26 protein-coding genes are annotated in these 24,560 nt (G+C 35.6%); 7 read left to right on the plus strand and 19 right to left on the minus strand.

The window, feature by feature from the left end; all coding sequences use genetic code 11:
• The first annotated feature begins 2 nt into the window (after positions 1–2).
• Complete coding sequence (locus ACN5L8_RS08080; RefSeq protein ID WP_162929491.1) at positions 3–983, plus strand: glycosyltransferase; 981 nt, start codon at positions 3–5, stop codon at positions 981–983.
• A gap of 15 nt (positions 984–998) precedes the next feature.
• Here the strand turns inward: ACN5L8_RS08080 and ACN5L8_RS08085 are convergent, their stop codons facing one another.
• On the minus strand, positions 999–2,711 hold the full coding sequence (locus ACN5L8_RS08085) for an ABC transporter ATP-binding protein (RefSeq protein ID WP_419172792.1): 1,713 nt from the start codon (positions 2,709–2,711) through the stop codon (positions 999–1,001).
• 81 nt (positions 2,712–2,792) lie between these two features.
• Between ACN5L8_RS08085 and ACN5L8_RS08090 the strand changes: the two genes are divergently transcribed.
• Entirely contained in the window at positions 2,793–3,191 is a 399-nt protein-coding gene (locus tag ACN5L8_RS08090; protein WP_115362116.1) for a hypothetical protein, read from the plus strand.
• On the opposite strand, the gene ACN5L8_RS08095 is transcribed toward ACN5L8_RS08090, so the two are convergent.
• The 3 genes from ACN5L8_RS08095 to ACN5L8_RS08105 all read right to left on the minus strand — a co-directional run bounded on the left by ACN5L8_RS08095 (position 3,188) and on the right by ACN5L8_RS08105 (position 4,921).
• Positions 3,188–3,988 (minus strand): amidohydrolase family protein, encoded by an 801-nt coding sequence (locus tag ACN5L8_RS08095; RefSeq protein ID WP_419172793.1) that lies wholly within the window; start codon positions 3,986–3,988, stop codon positions 3,188–3,190. The genes ACN5L8_RS08090 and ACN5L8_RS08095 overlap by 4 nt on opposite strands.
• Positions 3,989–4,111: 123 nt before the next feature.
• Positions 4,112–4,606, minus strand: coding sequence for a hypothetical protein (locus ACN5L8_RS08100; protein WP_419172794.1), 495 nt, complete (start codon positions 4,604–4,606; stop codon positions 4,112–4,114).
• A gap of 9 nt (positions 4,607–4,615) precedes the next feature.
• Positions 4,616–4,921: a hypothetical protein gene (locus ACN5L8_RS08105; RefSeq protein WP_115362122.1), complete on the minus strand. Its 306-nt coding sequence runs from the start codon at positions 4,919–4,921 to the stop codon at positions 4,616–4,618.
• Between the two features lie 114 nt (positions 4,922–5,035).
• Here ACN5L8_RS08105 and ACN5L8_RS08110 point away from each other — a divergent pair, with 114 nt between their 5' ends.
• Positions 5,036–5,815 (plus strand): endonuclease/exonuclease/phosphatase family protein, encoded by a 780-nt coding sequence (locus ACN5L8_RS08110; RefSeq protein ID WP_115362124.1) that lies wholly within the window; start codon positions 5,036–5,038, stop codon positions 5,813–5,815.
• On the opposite strand, the gene ACN5L8_RS08115 is transcribed toward ACN5L8_RS08110, so the two are convergent.
• Positions 5,779–6,681, minus strand: coding sequence for a phosphatidylserine decarboxylase (locus ACN5L8_RS08115; protein WP_419172795.1), 903 nt, complete (start codon positions 6,679–6,681; stop codon positions 5,779–5,781). The genes ACN5L8_RS08110 and ACN5L8_RS08115 overlap by 37 nt on opposite strands.
• A gap of 124 nt (positions 6,682–6,805) precedes the next feature.
• Between ACN5L8_RS08115 and ACN5L8_RS08120 the strand changes: the two genes are divergently transcribed.
• A complete protein-coding gene (locus tag ACN5L8_RS08120) occupies positions 6,806–7,894 on the plus strand; it encodes a S1C family serine protease (RefSeq protein ID WP_158536878.1) in 1,089 nt (362 codons plus the stop codon).
• Here ACN5L8_RS08120 and ACN5L8_RS08125 read toward each other — a convergent pair.
• The 11 genes from ACN5L8_RS08125 to lepB all read right to left on the minus strand — a co-directional run bounded on the left by ACN5L8_RS08125 (position 7,884) and on the right by lepB (position 17,771).
• Positions 7,884–8,810, minus strand: coding sequence for a FecCD family ABC transporter permease (locus ACN5L8_RS08125; protein WP_120404111.1), 927 nt, complete (start codon positions 8,808–8,810; stop codon positions 7,884–7,886). The two genes, ACN5L8_RS08120 and ACN5L8_RS08125, sit on opposite strands and share 11 nt — an antisense overlap.
• A complete protein-coding gene (locus tag ACN5L8_RS08130) occupies positions 8,807–9,469 on the minus strand; it encodes an ATP-binding cassette domain-containing protein (protein WP_419172796.1) in 663 nt (220 codons plus the stop codon). Before ACN5L8_RS08130 ends, ACN5L8_RS08125 begins: the two co-directional genes overlap by 4 nt.
• Positions 9,466–10,185: an ABC transporter substrate-binding protein gene (locus tag ACN5L8_RS08135; protein WP_334678739.1), complete on the minus strand. Its 720-nt coding sequence runs from the start codon at positions 10,183–10,185 to the stop codon at positions 9,466–9,468. Before ACN5L8_RS08135 ends, ACN5L8_RS08130 begins: the two co-directional genes overlap by 4 nt.
• Positions 10,186–10,260: 75 nt before the next feature.
• Positions 10,261–11,271: an ABC transporter permease subunit gene (locus tag ACN5L8_RS08140; protein ID WP_115362136.1), complete on the minus strand. Its 1,011-nt coding sequence runs from the start codon at positions 11,269–11,271 to the stop codon at positions 10,261–10,263.
• Positions 11,268–12,227, minus strand: coding sequence for an ABC transporter permease subunit (locus tag ACN5L8_RS08145; protein WP_233500257.1), 960 nt, complete (start codon positions 12,225–12,227; stop codon positions 11,268–11,270). The genes ACN5L8_RS08140 and ACN5L8_RS08145 overlap by 4 nt, the downstream gene beginning before the upstream one ends.
• A gap of 90 nt (positions 12,228–12,317) precedes the next feature.
• Complete coding sequence (locus ACN5L8_RS08150; protein ID WP_115362140.1) at positions 12,318–13,964, minus strand: ABC transporter substrate-binding protein; 1,647 nt, start codon at positions 13,962–13,964, stop codon at positions 12,318–12,320.
• A gap of 123 nt (positions 13,965–14,087) precedes the next feature.
• On the minus strand, positions 14,088–14,777 hold the full coding sequence (locus tag ACN5L8_RS08155) for a hypothetical protein (protein ID WP_133296941.1): 690 nt from the start codon (positions 14,775–14,777) through the stop codon (positions 14,088–14,090).
• 55 nt (positions 14,778–14,832) lie between these two features.
• A complete protein-coding gene (locus ACN5L8_RS08160) occupies positions 14,833–15,516 on the minus strand; it encodes a class I SAM-dependent methyltransferase (RefSeq protein ID WP_158536879.1) in 684 nt (227 codons plus the stop codon).
• Complete coding sequence (locus ACN5L8_RS08165) at positions 15,494–15,889, minus strand: hypothetical protein (RefSeq protein ID WP_115362146.1); 396 nt, start codon at positions 15,887–15,889, stop codon at positions 15,494–15,496. The genes ACN5L8_RS08160 and ACN5L8_RS08165 overlap by 23 nt, the downstream gene beginning before the upstream one ends.
• Before the next feature lie 30 nt (positions 15,890–15,919).
• Positions 15,920–16,297 carry a hypothetical protein gene (locus ACN5L8_RS08170; protein ID WP_115362147.1) on the minus strand — a complete coding sequence of 126 codons (378 nt, stop codon included), beginning with the start codon at positions 16,295–16,297 and terminating at the stop codon, positions 15,920–15,922.
• Between the two features lie 709 nt (positions 16,298–17,006).
• Entirely contained in the window at positions 17,007–17,771 is a 765-nt protein-coding gene (gene lepB / locus ACN5L8_RS08175; RefSeq protein WP_419172797.1) for a signal peptidase I, read from the minus strand.
• A 136-nt stretch (positions 17,772–17,907) separates the two neighbouring features.
• On the opposite strand from lepB, the gene ACN5L8_RS08180 reads away from it, so the two are divergent.
• Positions 17,908–18,300, plus strand: a complete 393-nt coding sequence (locus tag ACN5L8_RS08180) for a hypothetical protein (protein ID WP_120404105.1) — start codon at positions 17,908–17,910, stop codon at positions 18,298–18,300.
• A 24-nt stretch (positions 18,301–18,324) separates the two neighbouring features.
• Here ACN5L8_RS08180 and ACN5L8_RS08185 read toward each other — a convergent pair whose 3' ends face one another.
• The 3 genes from ACN5L8_RS08185 to groES form a co-directional block, all read right to left on the minus strand.
• Entirely contained in the window at positions 18,325–18,732 is a 408-nt protein-coding gene (locus ACN5L8_RS08185) for a response regulator (RefSeq protein WP_419172798.1), read from the minus strand.
• A 550-nt stretch (positions 18,733–19,282) separates the two neighbouring features.
• Positions 19,283–20,926: a chaperonin GroEL gene (gene groL / locus ACN5L8_RS08190; RefSeq protein ID WP_419172799.1), complete on the minus strand. Its 1,644-nt coding sequence runs from the start codon at positions 20,924–20,926 to the stop codon at positions 19,283–19,285.
• Between the two features lie 28 nt (positions 20,927–20,954).
• Positions 20,955–21,242 (minus strand): co-chaperone GroES, encoded by a 288-nt coding sequence (gene groES / locus ACN5L8_RS08195; protein WP_115362156.1) that lies wholly within the window; start codon positions 21,240–21,242, stop codon positions 20,955–20,957.
• Positions 21,243–21,448: 206 nt separating this feature from the next.
• Here groES and ACN5L8_RS08200 point away from each other — a divergent pair, with 206 nt between their 5' ends.
• Together ACN5L8_RS08200 and ACN5L8_RS08205 are read left to right on the plus strand one after the other, a co-directional pair.
• The gene (locus tag ACN5L8_RS08200; RefSeq protein WP_334678734.1) at positions 21,449–23,215 is read left to right on the plus strand and encodes a chloride channel protein; all 1,767 of its coding nucleotides are present in this window, start codon (positions 21,449–21,451) and stop codon (positions 23,213–23,215) included.
• Positions 23,216–23,354: 139 nt separating this feature from the next.
• Positions 23,355–24,521, plus strand: coding sequence for a hypothetical protein (locus ACN5L8_RS08205; protein ID WP_412474043.1), 1,167 nt, complete (start codon positions 23,355–23,357; stop codon positions 24,519–24,521).
• The last annotated feature ends 39 nt before the right edge of the window (positions 24,522–24,560 follow it).

Here is a 24,560-nt window from a genome sequence, read left to right on the forward strand (position 1 = left end):
ATATGCACGTTTGTATTCATCATCACACCGCTCTTCCAATCAAAACATATGGTGGTGTCGAAAGACTTGTTTTTTGGCATATGAAAGAACTCATTAAGTTCGGACATAAGGTTACATTTATTGGACCAGCAGAGAGCCAGGTTACAGAATACGGTATTCAACATATACCTTGGTCAAAGAAAGATAATTGGCAACAACTTGTACCTGATAATACAGATGTTATTCATCAATTTTTCAATGATGATATAAAACTTGATATTCCTTATTTAATTAATATTGGAGGCAATGGTTTTCCTGGTGAAAAGTTTGATCTAAACACTGTTTTTGTTTCCAAGTCCCACGCAAGGAATCATGGATCAACAAGCTACGTAAACAACTGCCTTGATATGGAAGAGTATCCTGCAATCTATAAAGAAAAAGAGATTAAAAATATTAAGAATCTTCTATTTCTAGCAAAAGCATCTTGGCGAGTTAAGAATTTAAAACAATCAGTAAAGATAGCAAGACAGACAAATAAGCATCTTCATATTTGTGGCGGTGGTTCAAAGTTATTTGGTTGGCATCCTCTCATTCATAACCATGGAATGGTAGGTGGACAACACAAGCTTGATCTAATGCGCGAATGTGATGCACTCTTGTTTGCAGTTCGATGGCATGAGCCTTTTGGACTAGCAATTATTGAGGCCATGACTCAAGGTCTACCAGTATTTGGCTCAAGTTTTGGCTCACTTCCTGATTTAATTGTGGAAGGTACAGGAAGAACATTCTATTCTCATGAAGAGATCATCGAATACTTTAATACAACTAAAGACATTTATGATCGTGAATATATTAGAAATTATGCTTTAAAAAACTTTTCCATGGAAAACTTCACAAATGACTTTTTAGAAAAGTATAAAATTGTCATGTCTGGTGAAAAGCTAAATAAAGTGGCTCCAGAGTGGATACACCCATTTAGAGCAGGAAAAAGGCTACCATTCTAGGTAGCCTTCACTATCTTAAGATCTCATACTTAATTCATATAGTTTTTTGTACTCTCCACCTAAGGCCATCAGTTCTTCGTGACGACCCTGCTCAATCTTTTGTCCATCTTTTAGAACAATTATTTTATCGTAATTTTGAATTGTTGAAAGCCTATGAGCAACTGCAACAACTGTCTTATTCTTTGCAAGATCATTTAATGATTCTTGAACGACTTTTTCAGATTCATTATCTAAGGCAGAAGTAGCTTCATCAAATAAAAATACATCATTATCTTGAAGATAAGCACGGGCTATCGTTAACCTCTGAGCTTGACCTCCTGAAAGCCGCACTCCTCGATCACCTATAATAGTCTCAAGCCCTTCAGGTAGTTCATTAATATAATCTGTTGCATGAGCAACCTTTAGTGCTTCCTCCAACTTCTCTTCCGATACATTTTTACCTAACATCAGGTTTTCTCTGATTGTAGTGTTAAATAAGAAAATATCCTGAGAAACAAGGCCAAAGTATTCGCGTAAGCCTTTAAGTGTAAAGTCAGAAGAGTCAACTCCGTCAATCTTATAACTTCCCTTTTTAACTGGATAAAGGCCTAAGAGAACATTAATCAAGGTCGATTTACCTGATCCAGAAAGTCCAACTAACGCTACTTTCTCACCTTTTTCAATATCAAAGCTTAAGTTATTGATGACTTGGTTCTCACCATACGAGAAGTCTAAGTTTTTGAATGAAATTCTTTCTTTTAATTCAAAGTTTTCTTGAGTTCCAGGATCAGCTTCATTTTCAACTTTTAAAAACTTAAAAATTCTTTTCTCTGCCGCTTGTGCCTGATTAATCTTCAGGTTTCCGTCATTAGTTTTTCTAATCGGATCTTGAATCATTGCCATGATACCAATAAAAGTAATAAAGTCTCCCGTACTCATTGAACTTCCAGAAATCTTAATCTGAGCAAAAACAATAACGGCAGAAAGAGTTAAAGTTGTAATGAATTCAACTAAAGGATGAGAAAACTGCCTCATCACTTCTGCTTTCATTTGAAAATCAAAAAACTCTCTCTGATAACTTTTGAAAAAATTTCTTGTATAGTCTTGAAGATTGAAGGCCTTGATAATTTTTTGTCCACCAACACCTTCACCAATAATATGAGTCATGTCAGATAGGCGCCTTTGAACATCCTCTTGATGGGCACGTACCCTTTTTCCAAAGAATGTAAAAACAAAGAGCATTAGAGGTAAGATTGCAAAAGTAACTAAAGTTAGTTGCCAGTCGATATAAAATGCATAACCAAGAAGTACAATCAGCGTCACTGGTTCACGGACCATAGTGATAATCCCACTAATCCCCTGAGAGTAGATCATTGTATCATTTAAGATTGTTGAAATGACATCACCCTGCTTTGTTGTTGTATAAAATGAGATTGGAATATCCTGGATTTTTGAATAAATCTTCATTCTAATCTCACAGATAGCATCATTCATTGAATATTCCATCCAATAAAAATGAAAGAATCTTACCGGCAAGTTAATCAAGGCAAGTAAACATAGAAGACCCACAAGACTCAAGATATCTTCCATAGTCGAATCAGGTGATAAACCTTTATTAAATAAAGGACCAATGAGCGCAACTTGCCCACCTTTAATCAAGGCCATTCCAACACCAAAGAGCATACTTCCGATAACTCGTAAGCGATGGCGATGTATCAATGGCCATATATTTTTAATAGTTTCAAACATGTAAAACCCTTGCTAAATTATAAATAGATAACTTCGTTAGTTTAGAACAAAATTATTAATTTGCACACCATGTTAGGTACTATGACTGAAAACTATTTCCAAAGACTCAGGGCACAATACCCAATTAGCTTTTTATCTGATGAAAGGCTGGAATTATTACTAAATAATATAAGAAGCGAAGATGAATTAAAAACAATCTTTAGTTACCTACAAAAGCATCTAAAGTCATCGCCGAATCATAAAGAAAATGGAGAGCTCCTTTTTTCTTATATTGATAAAACTCAATACTCTGTTCGTGAATGGATTGAAGCTATAATTCTATTTGATAATTGGTTAGAAAATCAAGGCCGAAAAACTGACTTCAAAAAAATGATTGGATATATTGAATGTTCAACAATGTCTCCGGAAAATAAAATGCTAAAATATAATTTAAAAGAGCTCGTTGAAAAAATGCTCAACGAATTTGGATTCGTTGGTTAATTTTTTGAATAGACTACTTTTCCATTTTTAATTGTCTCAATTACTTGAATATCCTTAATTTCATCACCTGTTATCCTCATCGGATCCTTATCTAGAATGACATAATCCGCTAAAAATCCAACCTTGATTTTCCCCTTTCTTTCTTCTTCAAATACTTGATAAGCTGGCCCAGTTGTCAATCCCTGTAATGCGGTATACATATCGACACGTTGTTCCTCACCTAAGATAACTCCTTCTCGTGTTTTCCTTGTTGTAGCTGTCCAAAGAATAAAAAATGGATCCAGAGGAGTTATATTAAAGTCAGAATGATTCGAGTATATTAACCCTTTATCAACAGCGGCTTTTATTGGGCTTATAAAGCTTGCTTTAGATTTCCCAATATTCTTAATATGAACATCTCCCCAAAAGAATGTGTGATTAGTAAAATAAGATGGAGTCAGACCTAATTTTACATATTCATCTAATTGATCAGGACGCTGAAATTGAGAATGAATAACGACAAAGCGTCGATCATTTGATGCATCTATACCGGAAAATTTTGTTGCCTCAATAACTTCATCAATAGCAGCAACAAAGTGCCCATGAGAATCAAGAAAGCTTGGTAACATCGCCTTACCTTCTAAGTTTACTCTATTTGCATCAGGATACTTTTTAAATGCCTCTTTTTTTTCTCCTGTAAAAATTGTTTTTCCATCCTTCTCTACAACAGCTTCAATATATGCTGGAGACTTCCCATCCATTGTTAGAATCCTCCCTCCAAAGTACAAAGTCTCTTTCTCTTTTGTTTGACAGCTCAAAATTGTAATTATTATTAGGAAAATAGGTAAAAAACTCATAAAAAAACCTCGTGAAATGAAATATATAAAGATTATTTCATTCCACGAGGCGACTCAATTAAACATAATTTAAGTTTTCTTATTTTATCTCGCTAATTGAAGAGAGCTTTCAATTAAATCGTTATAATTACCGTGTCCCCACATAAGAACCTTTTGTTTTTTTACGATATTTCTTGAGTTTTTCTTATGATTTTTCTGTAAGTCTTCAACGAAGCGATTTAATTGATCAAGCATTGAGTTTAAAATTAATTCTTCTGTTTTATCGACATATACTTTTTGTAGTTTAAGAGAGCGATTTTCTTTTCTTGTAAAGTAATTCTCAATCATTGAATTTGTTACTTCGCGAACTTCTTTTCTAATATTCTCTGGAGAATTCGCAACGACTAAGCTATTTGCATCTTTATTTATATAATAGTGATTCTGATTTCTCGCTAGTATTCCTTTTTTCTTCAAGCGAATACAAAGGGTACCAATTATGGAAATATCAATACCTGTTTCATCAGCGATCTCAAATATTGTTTTTTTACTATTTCCACAAGATTCTAAAATAGCTCTTTCAATCATAAGTAAACGTGTCATATCAGCTCCCTAAGCACCAATTAATTTTCTAAGAAATAATTTATTTTCAATTTCACTTTTAAACTCAATACAATCATTACGACTTAAGCCAAATGAATGCTTTTCTAAGAACTGGATTAATTCTCCAATCTCCGATGAATTCGATTCTAATTTTTCTTTGATAATAAAGTATTCACTGGCCTTTAAATCACACGCACCAGTCATCAAGCGAAATAGTCGTGTTTGTTGAATTTCAAATAAAGCTGATAACTTTTTATAGGTATAATCAGGGTACCTTTTTCTTACTTCATTAAATAATTCGATTTGTTTAGACATCAGTCCTCCTTAGTTAAAAGGAAAGTAAATGTAAGAGATAATTAAGGCCAAGAGTGCTGAATCTGGTGTTTTCTATTTTTCTATTGATGAAAAATATGTTTTCATTAATGAAATATGTTTAAGTTCACAGTAATTACATCAAATATTCGCTTCGATAATCCAGCAGATGGAGAGCACGATTGGCACAATAGAAGAAAGCTTCTGGCATGCGCAATTAATGGGTATCATCCTGATATTATTGGAACCCAAGAAGGATGGCAACCTCAACTAAAGGACCTTGAAGGACTGCTCCAAGGACTTAAGATTGTTGAAGAAAATCGTCAATGGATCGATGATCGAATGTATCCTTCTATATATTATAGGCCTTCAAAATTTAAACTTATTCACTCTGGAGACATCTGGCTATCTGAGACACCGTATATAGCAGCTTCAAAATCATTTGGAAGTGCGTTTCCTAGAGTATGTACATGGGCAATTTTAGAAGCAAGAGCAAATAATAAGAAATTCTTTGTTGTGAATGCTCACCTTGACCATTTAAAGACTAATACAAGACAAGAGCAAATAAATGTTCTTATCAATGAAATAAACCGTCTAAGGTCTGATTATCCAGTCATACTGACAGGAGACTTTAACGAATCACCTTTTGAGCAAGTGCGCTCAATTATCAATCAAAGAATCCCCGAGCTCATAGACCCATGGCTTGAGCACAAGCATGAAGAATGTGAAAGTCACCATAGCTTTAAGGGACAACGAGAAGATGGCTCACGCATTGATTGGATTCTTTGTTCAAAAGATAAATTAAAATGCGAAGAGATCTTAATGCACAAGGAAGAAAGTGATGGGATATACCCGTCGGATCACTTTCCTGTAGTTGCAACGATATCTGCTAAGTGAATATAAGTTTCAATACCATTTTTTGTATTATTGATTATATCGTCTGAAGGTGACCACTTACCTTTTTCACCTAATACAATTATAGTCGATCCACCAAAGAGGAAGTAACCTTTTTCCTGACCTTGCTTACATTCTTTAAGATCACTTGTTTGAACAATACGGCCAACCATCGTGGCCCCTACTTCAACATAAGCTAATTTTCCGAACTTTTCAGTCTCGATAATCGTTACTTCACGTATATTCGTAGAAAAAATATCATTTTTCATTTTTAAAGCAATGGGATTTACCGAGTGATAAGTACCATCAACTTTATAATAGTCAATGACTCGTCCATCTAGTGGATAGTGGAATCGGTGGTAATCAACTGGACACAATCTTGCCAATAATAGTGGGCCATCATTAAAGACATCCTGCCACTTCTTATTCTGGAGTAATTCAGTTGAATTTAAATACTTTCCTTTTACTGGAATTTTATAACTATTCTGAATTGATTCATATCCAAAATATCTCGCTTCACTAAAAGCAGGCATTTCATTTTCAGCAGCATTAAATTCACGCTTACCATCTTTGAATCGTCTGATAAAGAATTCGTTGAAGCTACCATATGGATCATCTAATGAACGGCCTTCAGCTGGCAAATAGTCATCAAGGTTAATTTCAAAATCTTTTACAAATTTTGGAATTTTATTCTTTGTAAATGTCATACTTTGTAATTCACCATAGAAAGTCGACACTATTGATGAAGTAACAGCACCAGACAAAAGCTTTCCAATAGGGTTTGAGTATAAAAAACGAACAGCACCATCTCCATAAACCTTTTCAACTTCAACCTTATTCGTATATCGATTATAATAGCGTATATCCACTTATCCCCTCAGAGTTCTTACAAAAATTTGACATTTATCTGAATCAAGAATTCATTAAATATGATTATATATGTATAATGGGATAAGCGTCAAAAGAGTTAATAAAAAGAATATGAGGATTATTATGAGAACAAAAATAGGACATTTTTTCTTAACTTTTTTATTACTAGCTTCGTTTAATACACATGCATTATTTAACGAAGGCCAAGCAAGATTAGAGTCTGAAAAGAATACCATTTCTATATTTAAAGATTCAGTGAATTCTGTTGTGAATATCTCTAGTCTTGGCAAACTAAGAGCACGTCGCGGCTTTTTCTTTAGCTCATCAACAAGAGAAGTCGTAAAAGGTGAAGGTTCTGGATGGATCTGGGACAAAAATGGACATATTATTACCAATTATCATGTCGTTGAAGGCGCCGATAATTTCTTAATTCGTTTTAATAATAATAAAAAAGAATACAAAGCAACACTTGTCGGAACTGAGCCAGCAAAGGATATCGCTGTATTAAAGTTACTAGAAGTCCCTAGAGATATTACTCCATTAAAGACCGGAGATTCAAATAATGTTCAAGTCGGTCAAAAAGCAATTGCCATAGGATCACCATTTGGTCTGGATGCAACAGTGACGACAGGAATAATTTCAGCAAAACAAAGAGGAATACAAGGAATTGGTGGAGTAGAAATTCGCGGAATGTTACAAACAGATAGTTCAATTAATCCAGGAAACTCTGGTGGACCACTTATTGATTCTTCTGGAAATGTTATTGGTGTTAACACAATGATCTTTTCAAGCTCAGGATCATCTGCAGGAGTTGGATTTGCTGTTCCAATTAATATCGTTAAGAAAATTGTCCCTCAAATAATCAAGTTCGGAATGGTTAAAAGACCAGGACTAGGAATTGCTATTGCTGAAAAAAGAGAGCTTGCTTACTTCTACGGAATAGACCTAGAAAAAGGGCTCCCAATACAAAGTGTAAGGCCAGGCGGGCCATCTGAGAAGGCCGGACTAAAAGGTCTTTCACAAAATCCTAGAACAAGAGAAGTGAAGCTAGGAGATGTTATCTTAAAAGTAGATGGTAAAGAAATTAATGATTTTGATGATATTTTTAATATTCTCTACGAATACAAAGTTGGTGATATTGTGGAAGTTCTTTACCGTCGCGGTAGCGCACTTAAGAAAGCAAAAGTTAAACTAGAAGAAATTAAGCGCTAGGCTTTTTAAACAGTTGGAGTACTAATACTGGTGCTCCAACACATGCTGTAATCGCACCAATTGGAATAATACTATTCTCCAATATAACCCTAGATAAGAGATCACAAAGAACTAAGAATGCGCCTCCAAAAATAAAAGTTGGAAGTAGATTCTTTTGATAATTTGCACTTATCAAGCGTCTTGTAATATGCGGAATAATAAGCCCAACAAAGCCAATTGGTCCACATTGCCACACAATGATTGCAACAAGAAGATTTGAAATTAAAATCAGAGTTGCATTAACTTGACGAGTTTTAACTCCTCTTGTTTTTGCAAAGTCTTCACCAATTGATATCATGGCCAAATTTCTTCGATTCGCGATAAAAAAGACGAGGCCGATTAAGTAGAGAGGTAATGTATAAGTAAAGCTTTCAAAACCAACAATTGAAAGGCTTCCCATCATCCATCGTATTAGACGTGCTATACTTTCATTTCCAAGTAGACTTTGAACAAAGACGATAGCGCTTGAAGAAAATATTGATAAGCACACTCCAAAGAGAAGAACTTTTTGAGACGAAAACTTATTTAAATATAGGAATAGAAGAATAAATAGAAATGTTGAAGATAGGGCAATATAAGCACCTAATGAGTAACTTTCAAATCCGAGTTCAGCAATTGCTAATCCGAGTGCAGCAACACTTGAAAAACCTAATGTATAAGGTGTCGCCAAAGGATTTCTAAAAATGACTTGTGTAGTATTTCCAATAATAGAAAGAAGTCCACCAACAATAAAGGCCAAATAAACGCGAGGAAATCTTAAATTTTCTAATATATAGAGACCCTGCTTATCAAAATCAATAAATCCGCTACGTCCTAAAAAAGGCGCAAGAGCGATTACTATAATAGCGACAAAATAAAGCAGGATACCTTTTTTCATAAAATATACCTTCTTTCATCAAAGCTTTGATAATTGAATTCTTTTAAAAAGACTTTATCAAATGCTTTGTCATCTAAAGCTTTTGAAGTTTTTCCATCAAAGCTCACACAACCATCATTGAAGGCAAGAAGTTGTTGGCAATTATCAATTACAAAATTTAGATTATGACTAACGATAAAAAGAGACTTCTCCCAGCTCTTTAAAAATTCAGAAAGTAAGTCAACGTATATAGGATCTAAATAATTAGTTGGCTCATCTAAGAGCGTATAATCACAATCATAATAAAAAATTGAAATTATATTTAATCGCTGTTTTTCACCACCACTTAATGTTGAGACAGGGCGATTGAGTAATGTTGTGAAATTAAAATGTTTTATAAGATGATTTAAAAAGTCTGAATTTTGGGCCTTATTTCCACGTGCATAAAAAAGAACCTCACTAGCAAGCATATCACTCTGCAAAGAGGTTGCGTCACCACAATAGGCAACATCACCTTCACATATGATACTCCCTTGAAAGTCTTCAAGTTGTGCAATCATTTTCAAAAAGCTAGACTTACCTGCTCCATTTGGACCGATGACACCACAGCTTTTCTCGCTCAACGTGAAGCGCTCCACTTGAACTCGACTGTCAATGGATGCATTTTCTAGTTTAATCATTTTAATATTTCTCTGAAATCTTCTATTAAATTTAAAGTTCGAGGTCCAAGAACAACAGCATAGTCCTTTTCGTATAGGTATATTTTATCCTTAAATATTGAAGATCTCCAATTCTTTGCATTTTCAATCTTTCGATCTGAGACTCTAATTAGAATATCGAATTTGAGCTTTAAAAGGTTTTCAAGATCTAACAAAGGATAACCATTACTAGAAATAACATTTGTTGCGCCAAGCCTGGTAATAATTTCATTGAAGTAATTACCAGTTCCAATGGCCCTCAATTCATGAAGTTTAGAGTTTTTAAACTTCTCATCGATAACCATTAAGACCTTTTTCTTCTTCTTTAAAGGACTTAATAATGAACTCATTTTTGATTGAAATAATTTTATTTGCTTATCTTTATCTAAATTGAAATTTTTATTAATAGTTTCAAACATTGCCGTTGCATCAGCTAACTTCTTATATGGTATTACAATTGTCTTTATTCCTACCTTTTCAAGATTTTCTTTTATTCGACTCCCTTGAACTTCGGCCAATAGGACAGTATTCACATTTTCTTTAATGAGCTTCTCTAGGCTAATTTCAAAAGAAGTACCAAAGCGCGGTAACTTCTTAGCATCAGACGGGTAATTACAATAATCCGAAACACCAACAAGAAGATCTTGTGCATCTAGAAAATACATTGCTTCTGTGTAACTAGGAAGTGTTGAAATCACTCTAAATTTTTGTGCGAAAATATTAAAGAAAAAGAGAGCGGAGAATATTAAGATGAATATTCTCACGCTTACCTCTTATTGCATTTTTGGATCAAGTGCGTCTCTTACTCCGTCTCCAACGAGTACAAGTAAGAAGAGACTTGTAAATAGTGCAGCTGATGGATAAACAGCTAGCCACCAAGCAATTCTAAAGTTCTGATGTGCCTGATTTAATAACTCACCCCAAGATGGCGTTGGAACAGCAAGTCCAAACCCTAGGTAATCAAGTGAAGCTAGTCCTGAAATACCAGCAGCAATTGAAAATGGAGCAAAAGTAATAATTGGCCCAAGTGAATTTGGTAGAATATGTTTTACAATAATTCTTGAAGTCGATGCTCCCATTCCACGAGCAGCTTCAACAAATTCTTGCTTTCTATTCTTCAAGAACTCTCCACGAGCATAGTAACTCATTCCCATCCATCCAAAGATAGAAGAAATGAAAATTAGAAGTGTTAGAGTCGGCTTAAAAATTGAAATCATTGTTAGAAGTAATAAGAATACTGGAACTGTACTGAAGATCTCAACAACACGTTGTCCGAAGAAGTCAACTTTCCCACCAAAGTATCCCATGATACCACCAAAGAAGACTCCCATTACAGTCGAAAGAAGCCAAACTAAGAATGCATAAGCGATTGAATACTTATAACCGTAGAGAAGTCTTGTGAATACGTCACGTCCTCGATCATCTGTCCCCATGATATTTTCATCACTTGGAGGAGCTGGATACTCATATACATCTTTATTCGATTCGTATGGGTCCCATCTAACAATTGGCCAAATAGCACTATCCATATCAAGCTTTCGGTAGTCAGTTACATAAACATTTGTGATACCAAAATCTCTTGGATGATAATCTTTAAACACAGGGAAATATGACTTTCCTTGGTATGTCATATAGATAGGCTTACTATTTGCAATTAAAGGTGCAGCTGCCGTTAGGAGCAATGATGCAAATAAGAAAATACAAGCTGCGATAGCAGATTTTCTTTTCTTAAAGCGTCTCCATCTTTTAAGTGTAAGTTCATTTTCAATAAATTTTTCAATCATGAGAAATCAATCCTTGGATCAACAACAGTGTATAGAACATCACTGATTAAGTTTCCGATGAACATTAGAACAGTCTGAATGAAGAACAGTCCCATAATTACGTTATAATCTCTTTCTAAAAGTGACTGATAACCAAGTAGTCCAATACCATCAAGGTTAAAAATACGCTCAATTAGAAGTGATCCAGCAAAGAATAGTGATAGGAAGTGTCCAAAACCTGTAACAATTGGAATAAGAGCATTTCTTAAAGCATGCTTCATATAGACCATCTTATCAGATAGACCCTTCGCTCTTGCAGTACGTACATAGTCTTGAGAGATAACATCTAACATTGAGTTTCTCATAAGAAGAGTAAGAACAGTGAACTGACCTACCATGTATGCGATTAAAGGAAGCACAAAGTGCCAAATACGATCTGTAATTTTTCCAAAAATCCCTAGATCATCGTAGTAGTCTGAAACGAGGTCTCCGATTGGGAACCAGTCAACAAAAGTACCACCGGCAAAGTAAACTAAAAGAAGAATACCAAGCATGAAAGGAGGGATTGAGTAAAGCCCTGATAAAATGAAAGATGATACAGCATCAAACTTCGTTCCACTCTTAACGGCCTTAATTACTCCAAGCGGAATACATATCAAATAAGACATGATGAATGAAACAAGTCCAAATTGAATTGAGACCGGAAGTTTACTCATGACAACATCAATAACTGGCTCTTCATAAGTAAACGATTCACCAAAGTCTAACGTTGCTAAGTTTTTAAGCCAAATTACATAACGAATATGTAATGGTTTATCAAAGCCGTATTGCTTCTTGAGTGCTTCAACTACTTCTTGTGAAACAGCTCCATTATTTGAACTTGTATCCGATGTTGTTTGTCCTACTCCACCAAATCTCATTTGCTGAAGTTTTTGCTCGATTGGAGAACCTGGTGCCAGGTTAACCATCGCAAACATAAGGATACTGACCCCGATCAACGTCGGGACCATAATCATTAATCTTCGTACGATATAGTTAAACAACTTCTACTCCTACCTATTTAACTTCTACTTAGGTTGCTTAATTGACCACTTACTTCCGTAACCAATTCCGTAAGTGTAAGTGTCTTTTTCTTTTTGCATACGCTTAGTGTTTCCATAGAAAGCAAAGCGATCGTTAAAAAGGAAGATATATGGATAATCTTCTGCAATTAACTTATAAACTTTCTTAAGCATCTTCTTTCTCTTTTCTTTATCAAGAGTAAGCTGTGCTTGATCAATTAACTTATCAACTTCTTTATTTGAATAAGAAATGAAGTTAGATCCATTATTTGCTGCTGAGTCTGAGTGCCAAATTTGTTTTGGATCCCAATCTAGAGAACCACCTGACCAAGCAAGTGTTACAGCATCAAAGTTTCTTTCATCAAGAGCCTTAATGAATGAGTTCCACTCAATATACTTAACTTCAATATCAACACCAGCTTGTTTAGCATCTTGCTGATACATCGTTAGGTATTTAGAAAAAGTTTTTGAAGGATTTAAGATTGTAAAAGAAAGCTTTGTCTTCTTTCCATCAATTACCTTATCTAGAATAGCGTCTTGATCAGTATCGGCCCAACCGTCAGCTTTAAGAATCTTAATTGCCTCACCAACATTAAAAGGAATTGGCTTAACATCTTTGTTTGCATATTCAGACTGAAGGTAAAGTGGACCTGTCGCAAGTGCAGAGTATCCAAAACGGAACTTCTTATTCATCTCTTTACGATTCATTAAGTAGTTCATTGCTTTACGAACTTGCTTTGACTTAAAGATTGGATGCTTAAAGTTCCAACCAACAAAACCGTAACCTTTAACTGCTTTATTTTCTACTTTTACTTTTAAAACGTCTTTACCCCATTTTGGGCCATTCGTTTTCTGCTCATATTCCTCTGGAGAAAGAGCATTGAAGTCTAGGTCACCTTTTTCAAGTCTTTGAATAGCAACTGAAGACTCTTTAATAAATCTCATGAAGATTTCGTCATATGAGTAATCATCTTTATAAAGGTCTGTTTTATAACCCCACCAATCTTTATTCTTAACTAGAGAAATACCTTTCCCTCTTTTAAGCTCTTGAAAGATATAAGGACCTGTACCAATAAGAGTCTTATTTAACTCTTTTTCTTGTTCTTCTGTTGGGTTCTCATAAATATGCTTTGGTACGATGGCAAGGTATCCACCACTTGCAACAGACATTAAGTTACCAAAGTACTTTTTCTTGGCCTTAAAACGGATTGTTCTTGGACCTTCAATGACAGCTTCTTTGAAGTTAGCAAAGTATGACTTCATGTGAGCTGTTTTGTATTTATTTTCAGGGTGCATAATTGCATCAAAAGAAAACTTAACATCTTCTACTGTTAATGGTTTTCCATCATGCCACTTAACGCCTTCTCTAATTGTGAAAACGAAATCAAAACCGTCATTTTCAATTTTCCAAGACTCAGCAAGCCCAGGCTCCCACTCATTTGTGTCAATATTCTTATTTAGAAGTCCTTCTAAAACATAAGAATGTACATTTGATGAGTAAGCATCAGTTGAAGATAATGGATTTAAAGTAGTAGGTGTACCACTAAGATTGTAATAGAAAGTGTTATTAGCCTTTTTTGGTCCACCTTTATTACAGCTTACAACTGAAATTAAAAGTGTACTTAATAGAGCTAAAAAGATTCCTTTTTTCATAAACTTATCCCTTTTTATGTTTAGCGAGTCACGATATAAGATTTTACACCAATTGACTAGAGGCCACATTAAGATGCGTGCTCTTGTCTGTCTAGAGGCAAAAAATATTAAATATTTAGATGATTATTTTATGATGTAATTTCTTGGATCCAAGGACCAACGGTCTTCTTTTAAATTCTTAGACTCAACGCGATATTGCTGAAGCTTAAAGTCCACTTCATTTAAACGTGTTTGAATTCCCTCAGTATTTCGAACAAGCTGTTGATGGTCTTCTTCGAGGCGACGCAGCTCGTCGCGCCATTCTTTCTCAAGCTTTTCACGAAGAACAGCATACCTTGTATTAACAGTTTCGACTCTCTGCGCATACGTCGTTAGACTTTTTTTATTGCGTTTAATTTTTGATTTAAGTGCCAATCTTTTCTTGGCCAAAATCTCAATTAATTCTTTACCCATCGCAATATTATTTACAAGATCTTGTGAGTAAAAATTATAGTAGCGGCCTGTCACAAATGTTGAGTGTCGATTACAAGAGTCAAATTTTGGAACCCTAACTAAGAGGTAATCACTTGTTCTACCCATTACTATTGCACGACATTTCTTATCTTCTTGGTGAAGTCCCCAAAGATCTATTTCGTCCAACTTATTTACATACTTAATATTATCAAAATCAAGCTTGAATCGAACAAGCCTCGCCGCTTCTTCAACATGCGAAACTCTACCAGAGAAATACCCCAACTCTTTATTGAATTCCAAAGTACTGGAAAAACCAACTTGATTGCTAAGGAATATAGAAAATAGAATGAAGTACTTCACACTTTTATTTTGCCACAGATGTAACTTATTAAAAGATAAGGAAAGAGATGCCCTTCTACATTGGTTTTCGGGCAATAATTGATTGAGTTAACTCAGAACCATGCACAGGCTCCTCAAACTTCAAGATTTTAAAGTCATTAAACATATTAAGTAACTCAGCAGACTTTAAAAAATAAGAATCAATGCTATCGTCATTGAACTTCTTCTTATGGGCGACAGTATAACCTTCGTAAATGATTACACCACCTGGCTTTAACCATTTCTTTAGTTTTTCAGAAATTTCTCTGTCTACAAAATAAAAGCAGATAATTGCATCTAATGAATTATCGGCAATTTTTAAATGATCAACTGACTTGTGAATTGTTTTAATTCGGACACCTGCTTGTCTTGCAAGTTTTAATGACTTTTCAATTGCTACAGAGCTAATATCAACACCTGTAACTTTATATCCTTTTGTAGCAAGAAAAACCGCATTTCTTCCTTCACCCATTCCAATATCAAGAACGGTTGAGCCGCGAGGGATAAATTGATAATTCTTAGCAAGAAATTGTGCCGGAGATTTTCCATAAATATAGTCATGATTAGCAAATTTCTTATCCCATACATTAGAGATTTTTTCTTTTGCTTTTTGCCCCGTTAATATTTCAAAGCGACTTCCAGAAATAACTCCTCTGGCGCTAACGATTTGAACGAGAAAAATATTTATCAGAATGAATTTAAGCAACATCGCTTTCTTCATGAGTCTCCAGCTCAGCATTGAGATATAAATTTAATTGATCATACTTGTTTTTTACATCTCTTACCATAGCATGGACTCTATCTTCAATAGTAGCAGGCATATCTTCCGTATGAACTAAATACCAATGCATATCGTCGATAGTATTGTAGAAGTCTTCTAGATTTATAATGAGCTCTTCAGATAAGAGCATTAATTGTTGAACGGTTATTGTTTTAAAATTTGAACGAAAAACAGCATTAAAGTGTTCACGCGTTCGCTTCATTGAAAGTATATGGAGGTATTCTTTTTCACGAGTAATAATTCGATCCGCAAGCCTAGCTGCATCTTGCCTCAATATAATCAATAAACGGCTAGTATCTTTTGAAACTCTCATTCTCTCCCACTTTTTTCTAAGGCTTCCCGATTAGTATTCTGGAAGCTTCGCCCTACGGCCACCTGGCCAGCGGCTTGAATTGGTAACAAGCTTACTAAACATGTTTTGGCCAATAAGATCGGCCATACGAAACATACTAACAGGCAGTCTTTCTTGAAAAACGCGCTTTGTTTTTAAGATTGAATCATCATGAACAATAGAAAATGAACTAAATTCAAATAGAGTTACACTTCCTTGTCTGAGCATATAATTCAGATATCTCTTCAATAACTTATTGTAATTTACGAATGATCGAATATCGCGAACAGAAGCAATAATAAATTGATGCTCACGCATTCTGATAGACTTAAAGTCACCTAACTTCATTGGAACAAGCTTTATTCCAAATTCAGAAAATACTCTCGACATATAGAGGAATTCCTCGCCAAGCTTCTTTTCAAATTGCAAATAGATTACATAGTTAGACTTTCTCACAATGAACACATCGGTTCTATTGGAGTGGATGTTTATGTTGAAATACTAAGGGGAAAAAATTGCCGGTAAATAATAGAAAAGCCGAGAGCAAGATTAAATAAATACCACACACATTGCTCTCGGCTTCTTAAGCTTTGGATTAAATCATAGGGAGAGAGGGATGTATCTCCAAAGCTTTATAACTTCCATGTTTCTTCTGTGTCCATCCGTGGACACCAAGTTTTATCAATGTTTTAAAAGGGCCTAGAGGTGGATTAATTTCAAGCTTCGTGCTTTTTACAATTCTGTCGCCCTAACCTCTAGGCCCGTTTTTTTCCGAAAGATACCTTAAATTCATAAGTGTAACTTCTCAGTAACCACTGCAACGTCCTATTGCAATTAACCCAAAATCGTCCTAATTTTGGAAGGGTCCCGATGCCCCTTGGTTACTTATATATAAGCAGGAATTGTGCCAAAATTAACTAATAGTAGATTCAATAACTTACAAAAAGTTGACATCTAAAATGAGCAAAACGCCCCACAGGCCGCGCCAAAGAAGATTAAGCGGTCCTACAAAAACAGGGACTTACGGTAGGACCAAAAGGAAACTAGTACTTGAGTAGTTTCCTTTCTGGCACCATAGAAAATTTATTGTCAGGTTTTCTTAAAGAGATGTACCGATTCGTTCTGGCCTAAAATGAAATGGTTTATCTGACCAAGGGTAGACAAGAGACATCCAAACCATGAACGCCTTCCCTCTAATATTCTTGATAGGAACAAATCCCCAAACTCTGGAATCACTTGAGTAATCTCTATTGTCACCCATCACAAATACATGGCCATCAGGAACAGTCACCTTATCTTGATTAAGGTGTCTAAAAAATGTTGGGTTCTCACCAATTGTAAATTTCTTATCACCAATTTTTTGATAGTAGAATTTGATATCTTCAGGATTAAGAGTTGGCTCTTTGTCATAAAGGTCTCGAAGTTCTTTCTCCTTCTCACCACTTATAACTTCTTTCTCAATCTCTTTCCCATTTATGAAGAGCTTATTTTCATAAACCTCAACAGTATCACCTGGAAGAGCAATTGTTCTTTTTACAAAAAGAATCGCTGGGTTTATTGGATATTCAAATACAATAATATCTCCTCTTTCTGGAAGAGACTGACCACCGAGATAAATAGGGTTAAAGAATTCAGTGAAAGGAAGTTTAAATCCATAGGACATTTTATTTACCACAATTGAATCACCAATTGCATTTGTAGGAAGTAGAGAGCCTGTTGGGATATGATAGTGATCAACAAATGTCGATCTAAAACCAAAAACAATTAAGATGATTTTGATCCATGACCACGCTTCATCCTTAAACCATTTCGCAGATAAGAATGCAGGTTTTTCAACCTCTACTTTACTCTCTTTATTAAACATAATTCCTCACTTGATAATGCTAAGTATTATAACCCCCAAAGTCTTCATTGTAAGGCTTCACGCGTTAGAAAACTTAAGTTGCCGAATGATTTTCTTTAATCATAAAATTGTATTTATAAATAATTAGGGAGGATTTATGAAGAAATATCTATTAGTTTCAATTTTTTCACTATTAGCATTTGTTTCTGTTAGTGCAAGTAATGCCGAAGAAGAATCATTTTTTCCATCACACTGTTCTAACTATGGAAGTACAGTAAGCTTAAGTTTCACGAATTGTATTAATTCAAACTTTCGTCGTTTAACATTTGATCTACCAAGAGAGTTCTTTTCTTACTGTAATAATTTTGGAGATGATTTAAGCTTCTCATTTGAAAGCTGTGTAAATAACAACTTCAATAAAGTAGAAAGAAGCCTTGGTTTATTTTTAAGCCACTGTATGAATTTTGGAGATGGTGTTAGCTTTTCTTACCAGAGTTGTATCAATTCGAACTTCAGGGAAATTCAATACGAATTACGTCGTCAAGAATAAGATAAATTTCATGTGGCTTATCTCTTAAGCCACATGATCTACTTTTAATACACTGTGAATTTTCTTTTCTAAATTATCCGAAGTGAAAGGCTTTAATAAGTAGCTATCTGCCCCCATCAAAATAAGCTTTTTAATTATCGACACATCCGATTCAGAACTAACCATAAGTACAGGAACATTCGCGACCCTCTTATCTGAGCGGATTCTTTCCAACAGTGAAATTCCATCACAATTTGGCATATGAACATCACACAGAATCACCTGAAAAGGGGCTCCGCTTTCATATTCATTAAGAATCTTTTCTAAGGCAATTTCTCCATCTTCTGCTTCTTGGATATTAGTAATTCCCATATCACCAAGCAGGCTTAAGAGTGAACTTCTGATATAATCTAGATCATCAACCACTAAGGCCTTAATATTTGAATAGTTCATTTTTGATTCCCCCAAAAAGAATAGAACGTAATAAAAATTATATCGGAATTCTGGAAAATAACTTTATTTAGTTTAATTAAAGCGTGTAATGCGTTGAAATGATTGAGATTGAAAATTAAGTGTAAAAACATTTTACGCCTCTGGGGGTGGGCGTGGGTTCGATTCTCCGATGTTCGGCTACTTAAGAGAGGTTTTTGCTAACTTTCACTTCGTGAACATCTTGCGGCAAAAGTGCCCCAACGGGCAGTTTTGAAGCAGAGATGGATGTGACTCAAGAAACAAAGAGCGTAGCTCGCGTGTTTCGGTTATATGAGAAAGTATTTTACTCATTTTCACTTCGTGAAAATATCGTTCTTGTTTGCGGATGCTTTCCCATTGCTCCAGAGACAACAGTCAGCTCCGGCTCCTGCCTCTCGCTGACATACAATTCATCCTGAACATAAAAGCCTGCATAAATGCAGGCTTGTTGAAATAGTTTTCTAGCTAAAGACTGGGGAGCTAGCGCCGCAAACAATAGACTGGCCTTAGCCAGTCAATTTTGCGGGGGCGCTTACATCATCCCTGGCATTCCGCCCATTCCACCACCCATTGGTGGCATTGCTGGACCATTATCTTCTTTTGGAAGATCAGCGATCATTGTTTCAGTTGTAAGCATAAGTCCTGCAACTGAAGCAGCATTTTGAAGAGCTGAACGAGTAACCTTAACAGGATCAATGATACCTGCTGCGATTAGATCTTCATATTTTTCTTCACGAGCGTTGAATCCATATTTTGCATCTTCATTCTTTTTAACTTCGTTTACAACTACTGAACCTTCAAGGCCTGCATTTGTAGCGATTTGTCTAAGAGGAGCTTCAACAGCTCTTTGAACGATCTTAATCCCATGCATTTCTTCTTCTCTATCTGTCTTAAGACCTGCAAGAACGTTTGCAGCTTTAACAAGAGCAGATCCACCACCAACAACAATACCTTCTTCAACAGCAGCTCTTGTTGCATTTAGTGCATCTTCAACACGGTCTTTCTTTTCTTTCATTTCTGTTTCAGTTGGAGCACCAACGTTTACAACAGCTACACCACCAGAAAGCTTTGCAAGTCTTTCTTGTAGTTTTTCTCTATCGTAATCAGAAGTTGTCTCAGCAATTTGTCCCTTAATTTGAGAAACACGAGCTTCAACTGCAGATGCTTCACCAGCACCGTCTACGATAGTTGTATTTTCTTTATCAATTGAGATCTTCTTAGCTGAACCAAGGTGTGCAAGGTCAGCAGTCTCAAGGCTCATTCCAAGCTCTTCAGAGATAACTGTACCACCAGTTAGGGCAGCAATATCTTTAAGCATCTCTTTTCTTCTATCACCAAAACCTGGAGCTTTAACAGCTGCAACGTTTAATGTTCCTCTTAGCTTATTAACAACAAGAGTTGTAATTGCTTCACCTTCAACATCTTCAGCGATGATTAAAAGTGGCTTAGAAGTTTGAACAGCTTTTTCAAGGATTGGAAGAAGCTCTTTCATATTTGCAATTTTCTTATCAGTAATAAGGATATTTGCATTATCAAATGAAACTTCCATCTTTTCAGAATTAGTTACGAAGTACGGAGAAAGGTAACCACGGTCAAATTGCATACCTTCAACAACATCTAAAGTTGTTTCAGCAGTCTTTGATTCTTCAATTGTGATAACACCATCTTTTCCAACTCTATCCATAGCTTGCGCAAGAAGTGTTCCGATTTCTTTATCGTTATTTGCAGAGATTGTTCCTACTTGTTCGATCTCTTCATTTGTTTTGATCTCTTTAGAAACATTTCTAAGTTCTGAAACGACTTTTTCAACAGCTGTATCAATCCCTCTTTTAAGATCCATTGGGTTGTGACCAGCAGTTACAAGTTTTGCACCTTCTGTGTAAATTGCTTGAGCTAGAACTGTTGCAGTTGTTGTTCCATCACCTGCATCTTCATTTGTTTTTTGAGCAACCTCTTTAACCATTTGAGCGCCCATATTTTGGAAGTTATTTTCTAATTCAATTTCTTTTGCAACAGAAACACCATCTTTTGTGATGTGTGGAGCTCCAAATGATTTTTGGATTACTACGTTTCTACCTTTTGGCCCTAGAGTAACTCTTACTGCATTAGCAAGTTGGTTAACACCGTCTAGGATTAGTCCTCTTGCTTCTTCTGAATACTTTAATTCTTTTGCCATAATTATCTCCTATATGTAATCGATTCGATTAAACTAAAATTCCTAAGATATCTGATTCTTTCATAATAAGGTACTCTTGACCTTCAAGCTTAACTTCGCTTCCTGAATACTTTCCAAAAAGAACCTTATCTCCTTCTTTTACAGCAAGTTCTGCTACAGATCCATTATCTAAACGGTAACCTGGACCAACAGCAATAACTTCTCCCTGAGCAGGCTTCTCTGAGTGGTTATCAGGAATAATAATCCCTCCAGCTGTCTTCGTTTCGTCTTCAACTCTTTTAATAAGAACTCTATCTTGTAATGGTTTAACTTGCATAATTCCTCCAGTTAAATACATTTTTTGTTTAATTCATAATCTTTATACATAACTTGGTAGCAAACGGATACATGTCAAGGTTATGTATCAACTTTTTTTGATGGCACCAAGCACAATTTCCTTCACGGAATCTTAAGAATATGAGATATTGCGAGAAATTAACAAGTTATCCTATAAAAATAAGGATTGAGACCGATAAATACTGTATGAAGCTAAAGTTTAACCAAAAACTTTTAGGCAAATTCCTGCAGGATGAAACTGCAGAAGAGAGAACATTTTTTGTCCTTACGCTAATTACAGGCGTTTTATCAGCTTTCGTGGCCGTAGGCCTTCAAAAAGGAGTCCACTGGCTCCAACATATACTAAAAACTGATTCAACTTTTACATGGGAATCCGTTCTTCTTGGAGGTGTGGCCCTATTTATATCTGGCTGGATAACCACAAGAAAGTTTCCATTCACAGAGGGTTCTGGAATTCCAAAAGTTCGAGCGGCACTAGTTGTTGATCATGGAAAAATTAGCCTTAGAGACACTTTCGCAAAAACAATTACAACATTAATGGCCCTTGGCTCAGGTGTTTCACTTGGACGAGAAGGACCGACTGTAACAATAGCGGCCGGAATTGCATCTCGCTTAGGTTTTTCATTTCATCTTTCTAAAAAGAAAATAAAGGCCCTCGTTGCCGTAGGTGCAGCTGGTGGTATTGCTGCCGCTTTTGCAACTCCAATTTCCGCTGTTGTTTTTACACTTGAAGAAGTTGTGGGTGATCTAAACGCAAAAGTACTTGGTTCAATTGTTATCTCTTCTGTTGTTGCCTCTGTTACAGGACAGATCTTAACAGGACAAACTCACATGTTTGAGCAACTTTATTATAAGATGCATGATCACCGTGAGTTATTATTCTATTTAACAATTGGTATTGTGTGTGCCTTTATTGGACCACTGTGGATGAAGTCAGTTCTTACCTTTAGAGAATTTAATCGAAAATATATGAAAAGCCATAAGCTAACATATATGATGATTGTCTTTTTAATCATTGCACTTATGACCCAAGTTCACTCTAGCGTAATTGGTAGTGGTCACGGAACGATTGAAGATACTCTACTATCGTTAATTCTTGATCCGAAAATTCTCTTTATCATGTTCTGTCTAAAGTTTCTTGCCACATCACTTTGTTATTCAGCTGGAATATCTGGTGGTCTATTCATGCCAACACTTTTAATGGGAGCAACTCTTGGGAGTTTAATTGGTTCACTTGCCAATGCCTTTTTTCCAGAGATTACAACAAACACTGGAGCTTATGCATTAGTTGGAATGGGAGCTTTTTTTGTAACAGTTATTAGAGCTCCATTTACTTCAATACTCATCGTCTTTGAATTGACGAGAGACTACAATATTATTCTTCCACTTATGATTGCAAATATCATTGCCTATATGCTCTCTTCAAAACCAACAGAGAACGAATCAATCTATGAACAAATATCTGCACAAGATGGAATTCATCTACCAACAAAAGAAGACCTAGAAGTTCTTGATCAACTACATGTTGAAGATGCAATGATTAGAGATATTATTACCTATGGTGCAAGTCTATCTGTTGCAGAAACACTTAAAGACATTGAAGAGCACAATCCAAAACTACAAGGATTTCCCGTTTTAAAAAATGGAAGACTACTTGGAATGATGTCAACATCAGAGCTTCGAGTTCAACACGCTAAGGGCAATGGTGAAATGAAAATTGAACATTGTTGCGAAAAGAAAATTATAAAGATTTATCCTGATCAGAGTTTATATATTGCACTTCATAGACTCAAAAGATTCCATATCTCCCGTCTACCGGTCGTCTCAAGACTTGATGAAAAAAGAATCATTGGAATCCTAACCCCAAAAGATATCGTCAAACAATTTGGTTACCAAATTACAGAAGCGAAAGAATCGGAAGAAGTCTCTAAAGAAAACCTTCAATCTAGTTAAGCAATTCTTAAAAGGCAGTTAATTAAAGTCAAATTCACCTTTCCTAACCTTGACCCCTATCGACTTTCAAAAATTGGGTTGCTACAAATTTCTTCATCAATATTTTTTGTCTAACAACCTAACTAAAAAGGAGAGGGTAATGAAGAAACTTCTACTAGCATCCGCTATGTTTCTAACAACATTCTCGTCGCAAGCGGCGCGAGTACAATTCGATTTTGATGTACTATCATCTGGTGCATCGATTTATCCATGTAATGCTGGTTTAAAGCACAAGCCTCAAAGAGGAAAGATTTGCTACAATCCAGAAACGTTTCAATCTTGTAATCCAGATGGCAATGGTGTAGCTGGTCAGCCAACTAGTGGTCAAAATGGTGGAGGCTTTCCATTCCCAGGCGGTGGAGCAACTGGTGGTCAATTCCCAGGTAATGGCCCATTCCCAGGACAAGGTAACGGACCAGGTCTATTGGCAGATATTGGCTTACAAGAAACTCCTCCACCATCGAATAATTGTGATCCACAAACTGGTGTAGGCTGTGACTGTGTATGTACAGGAGATATGGATGGGGATTACGACAATACTCTTGATGTAATGAAAGCTACGTATACAGCATGGAGAGACCATGGCGACCCAACTTTTGGAATCGATAGAGACCTAGAGGTAATCGCTGGAACTCATAGTTACAATGAATTAGAAGATGAGTATTTTACTGGAAACAAATTTGCAGCAAGACTTAAAGAACTTTCGTTCAATCTAGGTTCAGAAAAGTATGGTTCTAAATACTTTGTTGATATTTGTTTCAGAGCGACTCAAATTGATTACTTAACTGAAAATCAAGATGAATCATTTAACATCAATGTTGATGAAATTGTTAAGTATGCAGATAACAATCAACAAGAGTCTCTAACTCCATTCTACAAAGCAGAAAGAAAAGTTACAGCAACTGACTTAGCAGGTTCTCCTACTATTGATCTAAACTGGGACTTAAACAATGGACCAATCGTATGGTCAGCACACAGCTACCAGTCACTTGCAAATCTACATGTTAAAACAGTTCTATACTGTAAAGACAAAAATGGTGGAAGTATTTTCGTAGATGGGCCATCAGCTTCTCTTGCTAATAATTCAACTGTTAACTTTCCAGATCTACAAGGTCCAGCAGACCTTAGAGGATGTGTGGTTCGTTATGTTTTCAAAGAAAAAAGCGGACACTCTCCTAACATGATTGATCGAGTCAGAAGATGGAAAATGCATGGTGCAAATATTTGTACTGACACAGCAATTACAAGTCTAAATGGCGGATTATAAGAAATAGTTTATTGGGTGAAGTCTAGGCTTCACCCTTTT

This window comes from Halobacteriovorax sp. (genome assembly GCF_048381875.1).
Lineage (GTDB): Bacteria > Bdellovibrionota > Bacteriovoracia > Bacteriovoracales > Bacteriovoracaceae > Halobacteriovorax_A > Halobacteriovorax_A vibrionivorans.

Coding starts and splice junctions, on each gene's coding strand:
- ACN5L8_RS08080 (WP_162929491.1), top strand. CDS start 3: ATGCACGTTTGTATTCATCATCACACCGCTCTTCCAATCAAAACATAT.
- ACN5L8_RS08085 (WP_419172792.1), bottom strand. CDS start 2,711: ATGTTTGAAACTATTAAAAATATATGGCCATTGATACATCGCCATCGC.
- ACN5L8_RS08090 (WP_115362116.1), top strand. CDS start 2,793: ATGACTGAAAACTATTTCCAAAGACTCAGGGCACAATACCCAATTAGC.
- ACN5L8_RS08100 (WP_419172794.1), bottom strand. CDS start 4,606: ATGACACGTTTACTTATGATTGAAAGAGCTATTTTAGAATCTTGTGGA.
- ACN5L8_RS08105 (WP_115362122.1), bottom strand. CDS start 4,921: ATGTCTAAACAAATCGAATTATTTAATGAAGTAAGAAAAAGGTACCCT.
- ACN5L8_RS08110 (WP_115362124.1), top strand. CDS start 5,036: ATGTTTAAGTTCACAGTAATTACATCAAATATTCGCTTCGATAATCCA.
- ACN5L8_RS08120 (WP_158536878.1), top strand. CDS start 6,806: ATGAGAACAAAAATAGGACATTTTTTCTTAACTTTTTTATTACTAGCT.
- ACN5L8_RS08125 (WP_120404111.1), bottom strand. CDS start 8,810: ATGAAAAAAGGTATCCTGCTTTATTTTGTCGCTATTATAGTAATCGCT.
- ACN5L8_RS08130 (WP_419172796.1), bottom strand. CDS start 9,469: ATGATTAAACTAGAAAATGCATCCATTGACAGTCGAGTTCAAGTGGAG.
- ACN5L8_RS08140 (WP_115362136.1), bottom strand. CDS start 11,271: ATGATTGAAAAATTTATTGAAAATGAACTTACACTTAAAAGATGGAGA.
- ACN5L8_RS08145 (WP_233500257.1), bottom strand. CDS start 12,227: ATGTTTGCGATGGTTAACCTGGCACCAGGTTCTCCAATCGAGCAAAAA.
- ACN5L8_RS08150 (WP_115362140.1), bottom strand. CDS start 13,964: ATGAAAAAAGGAATCTTTTTAGCTCTATTAAGTACACTTTTAATTTCA.
- ACN5L8_RS08160 (WP_158536879.1), bottom strand. CDS start 15,516: ATGAAGAAAGCGATGTTGCTTAAATTCATTCTGATAAATATTTTTCTC.
- ACN5L8_RS08165 (WP_115362146.1), bottom strand. CDS start 15,889: ATGAGAGTTTCAAAAGATACTAGCCGTTTATTGATTATATTGAGGCAA.
- ACN5L8_RS08170 (WP_115362147.1), bottom strand. CDS start 16,297: ATGTCGAGAGTATTTTCTGAATTTGGAATAAAGCTTGTTCCAATGAAG.
- lepB (WP_419172797.1), bottom strand. CDS start 17,771: ATGTTTAATAAAGAGAGTAAAGTAGAGGTTGAAAAACCTGCATTCTTA.
- ACN5L8_RS08180 (WP_120404105.1), top strand. CDS start 17,908: ATGAAGAAATATCTATTAGTTTCAATTTTTTCACTATTAGCATTTGTT.
- ACN5L8_RS08185 (WP_419172798.1), bottom strand. CDS start 18,732: ATGAACTATTCAAATATTAAGGCCTTAGTGGTTGATGATCTAGATTAT.
- groL (WP_419172799.1), bottom strand. CDS start 20,926: ATGGCAAAAGAATTAAAGTATTCAGAAGAAGCAAGAGGACTAATCCTA.
- groES (WP_115362156.1), bottom strand. CDS start 21,242: ATGCAAGTTAAACCATTACAAGATAGAGTTCTTATTAAAAGAGTTGAA.
- ACN5L8_RS08200 (WP_334678734.1), top strand. CDS start 21,449: ATGAAGCTAAAGTTTAACCAAAAACTTTTAGGCAAATTCCTGCAGGAT.
- ACN5L8_RS08205 (WP_412474043.1), top strand. CDS start 23,355: ATGAAGAAACTTCTACTAGCATCCGCTATGTTTCTAACAACATTCTCG.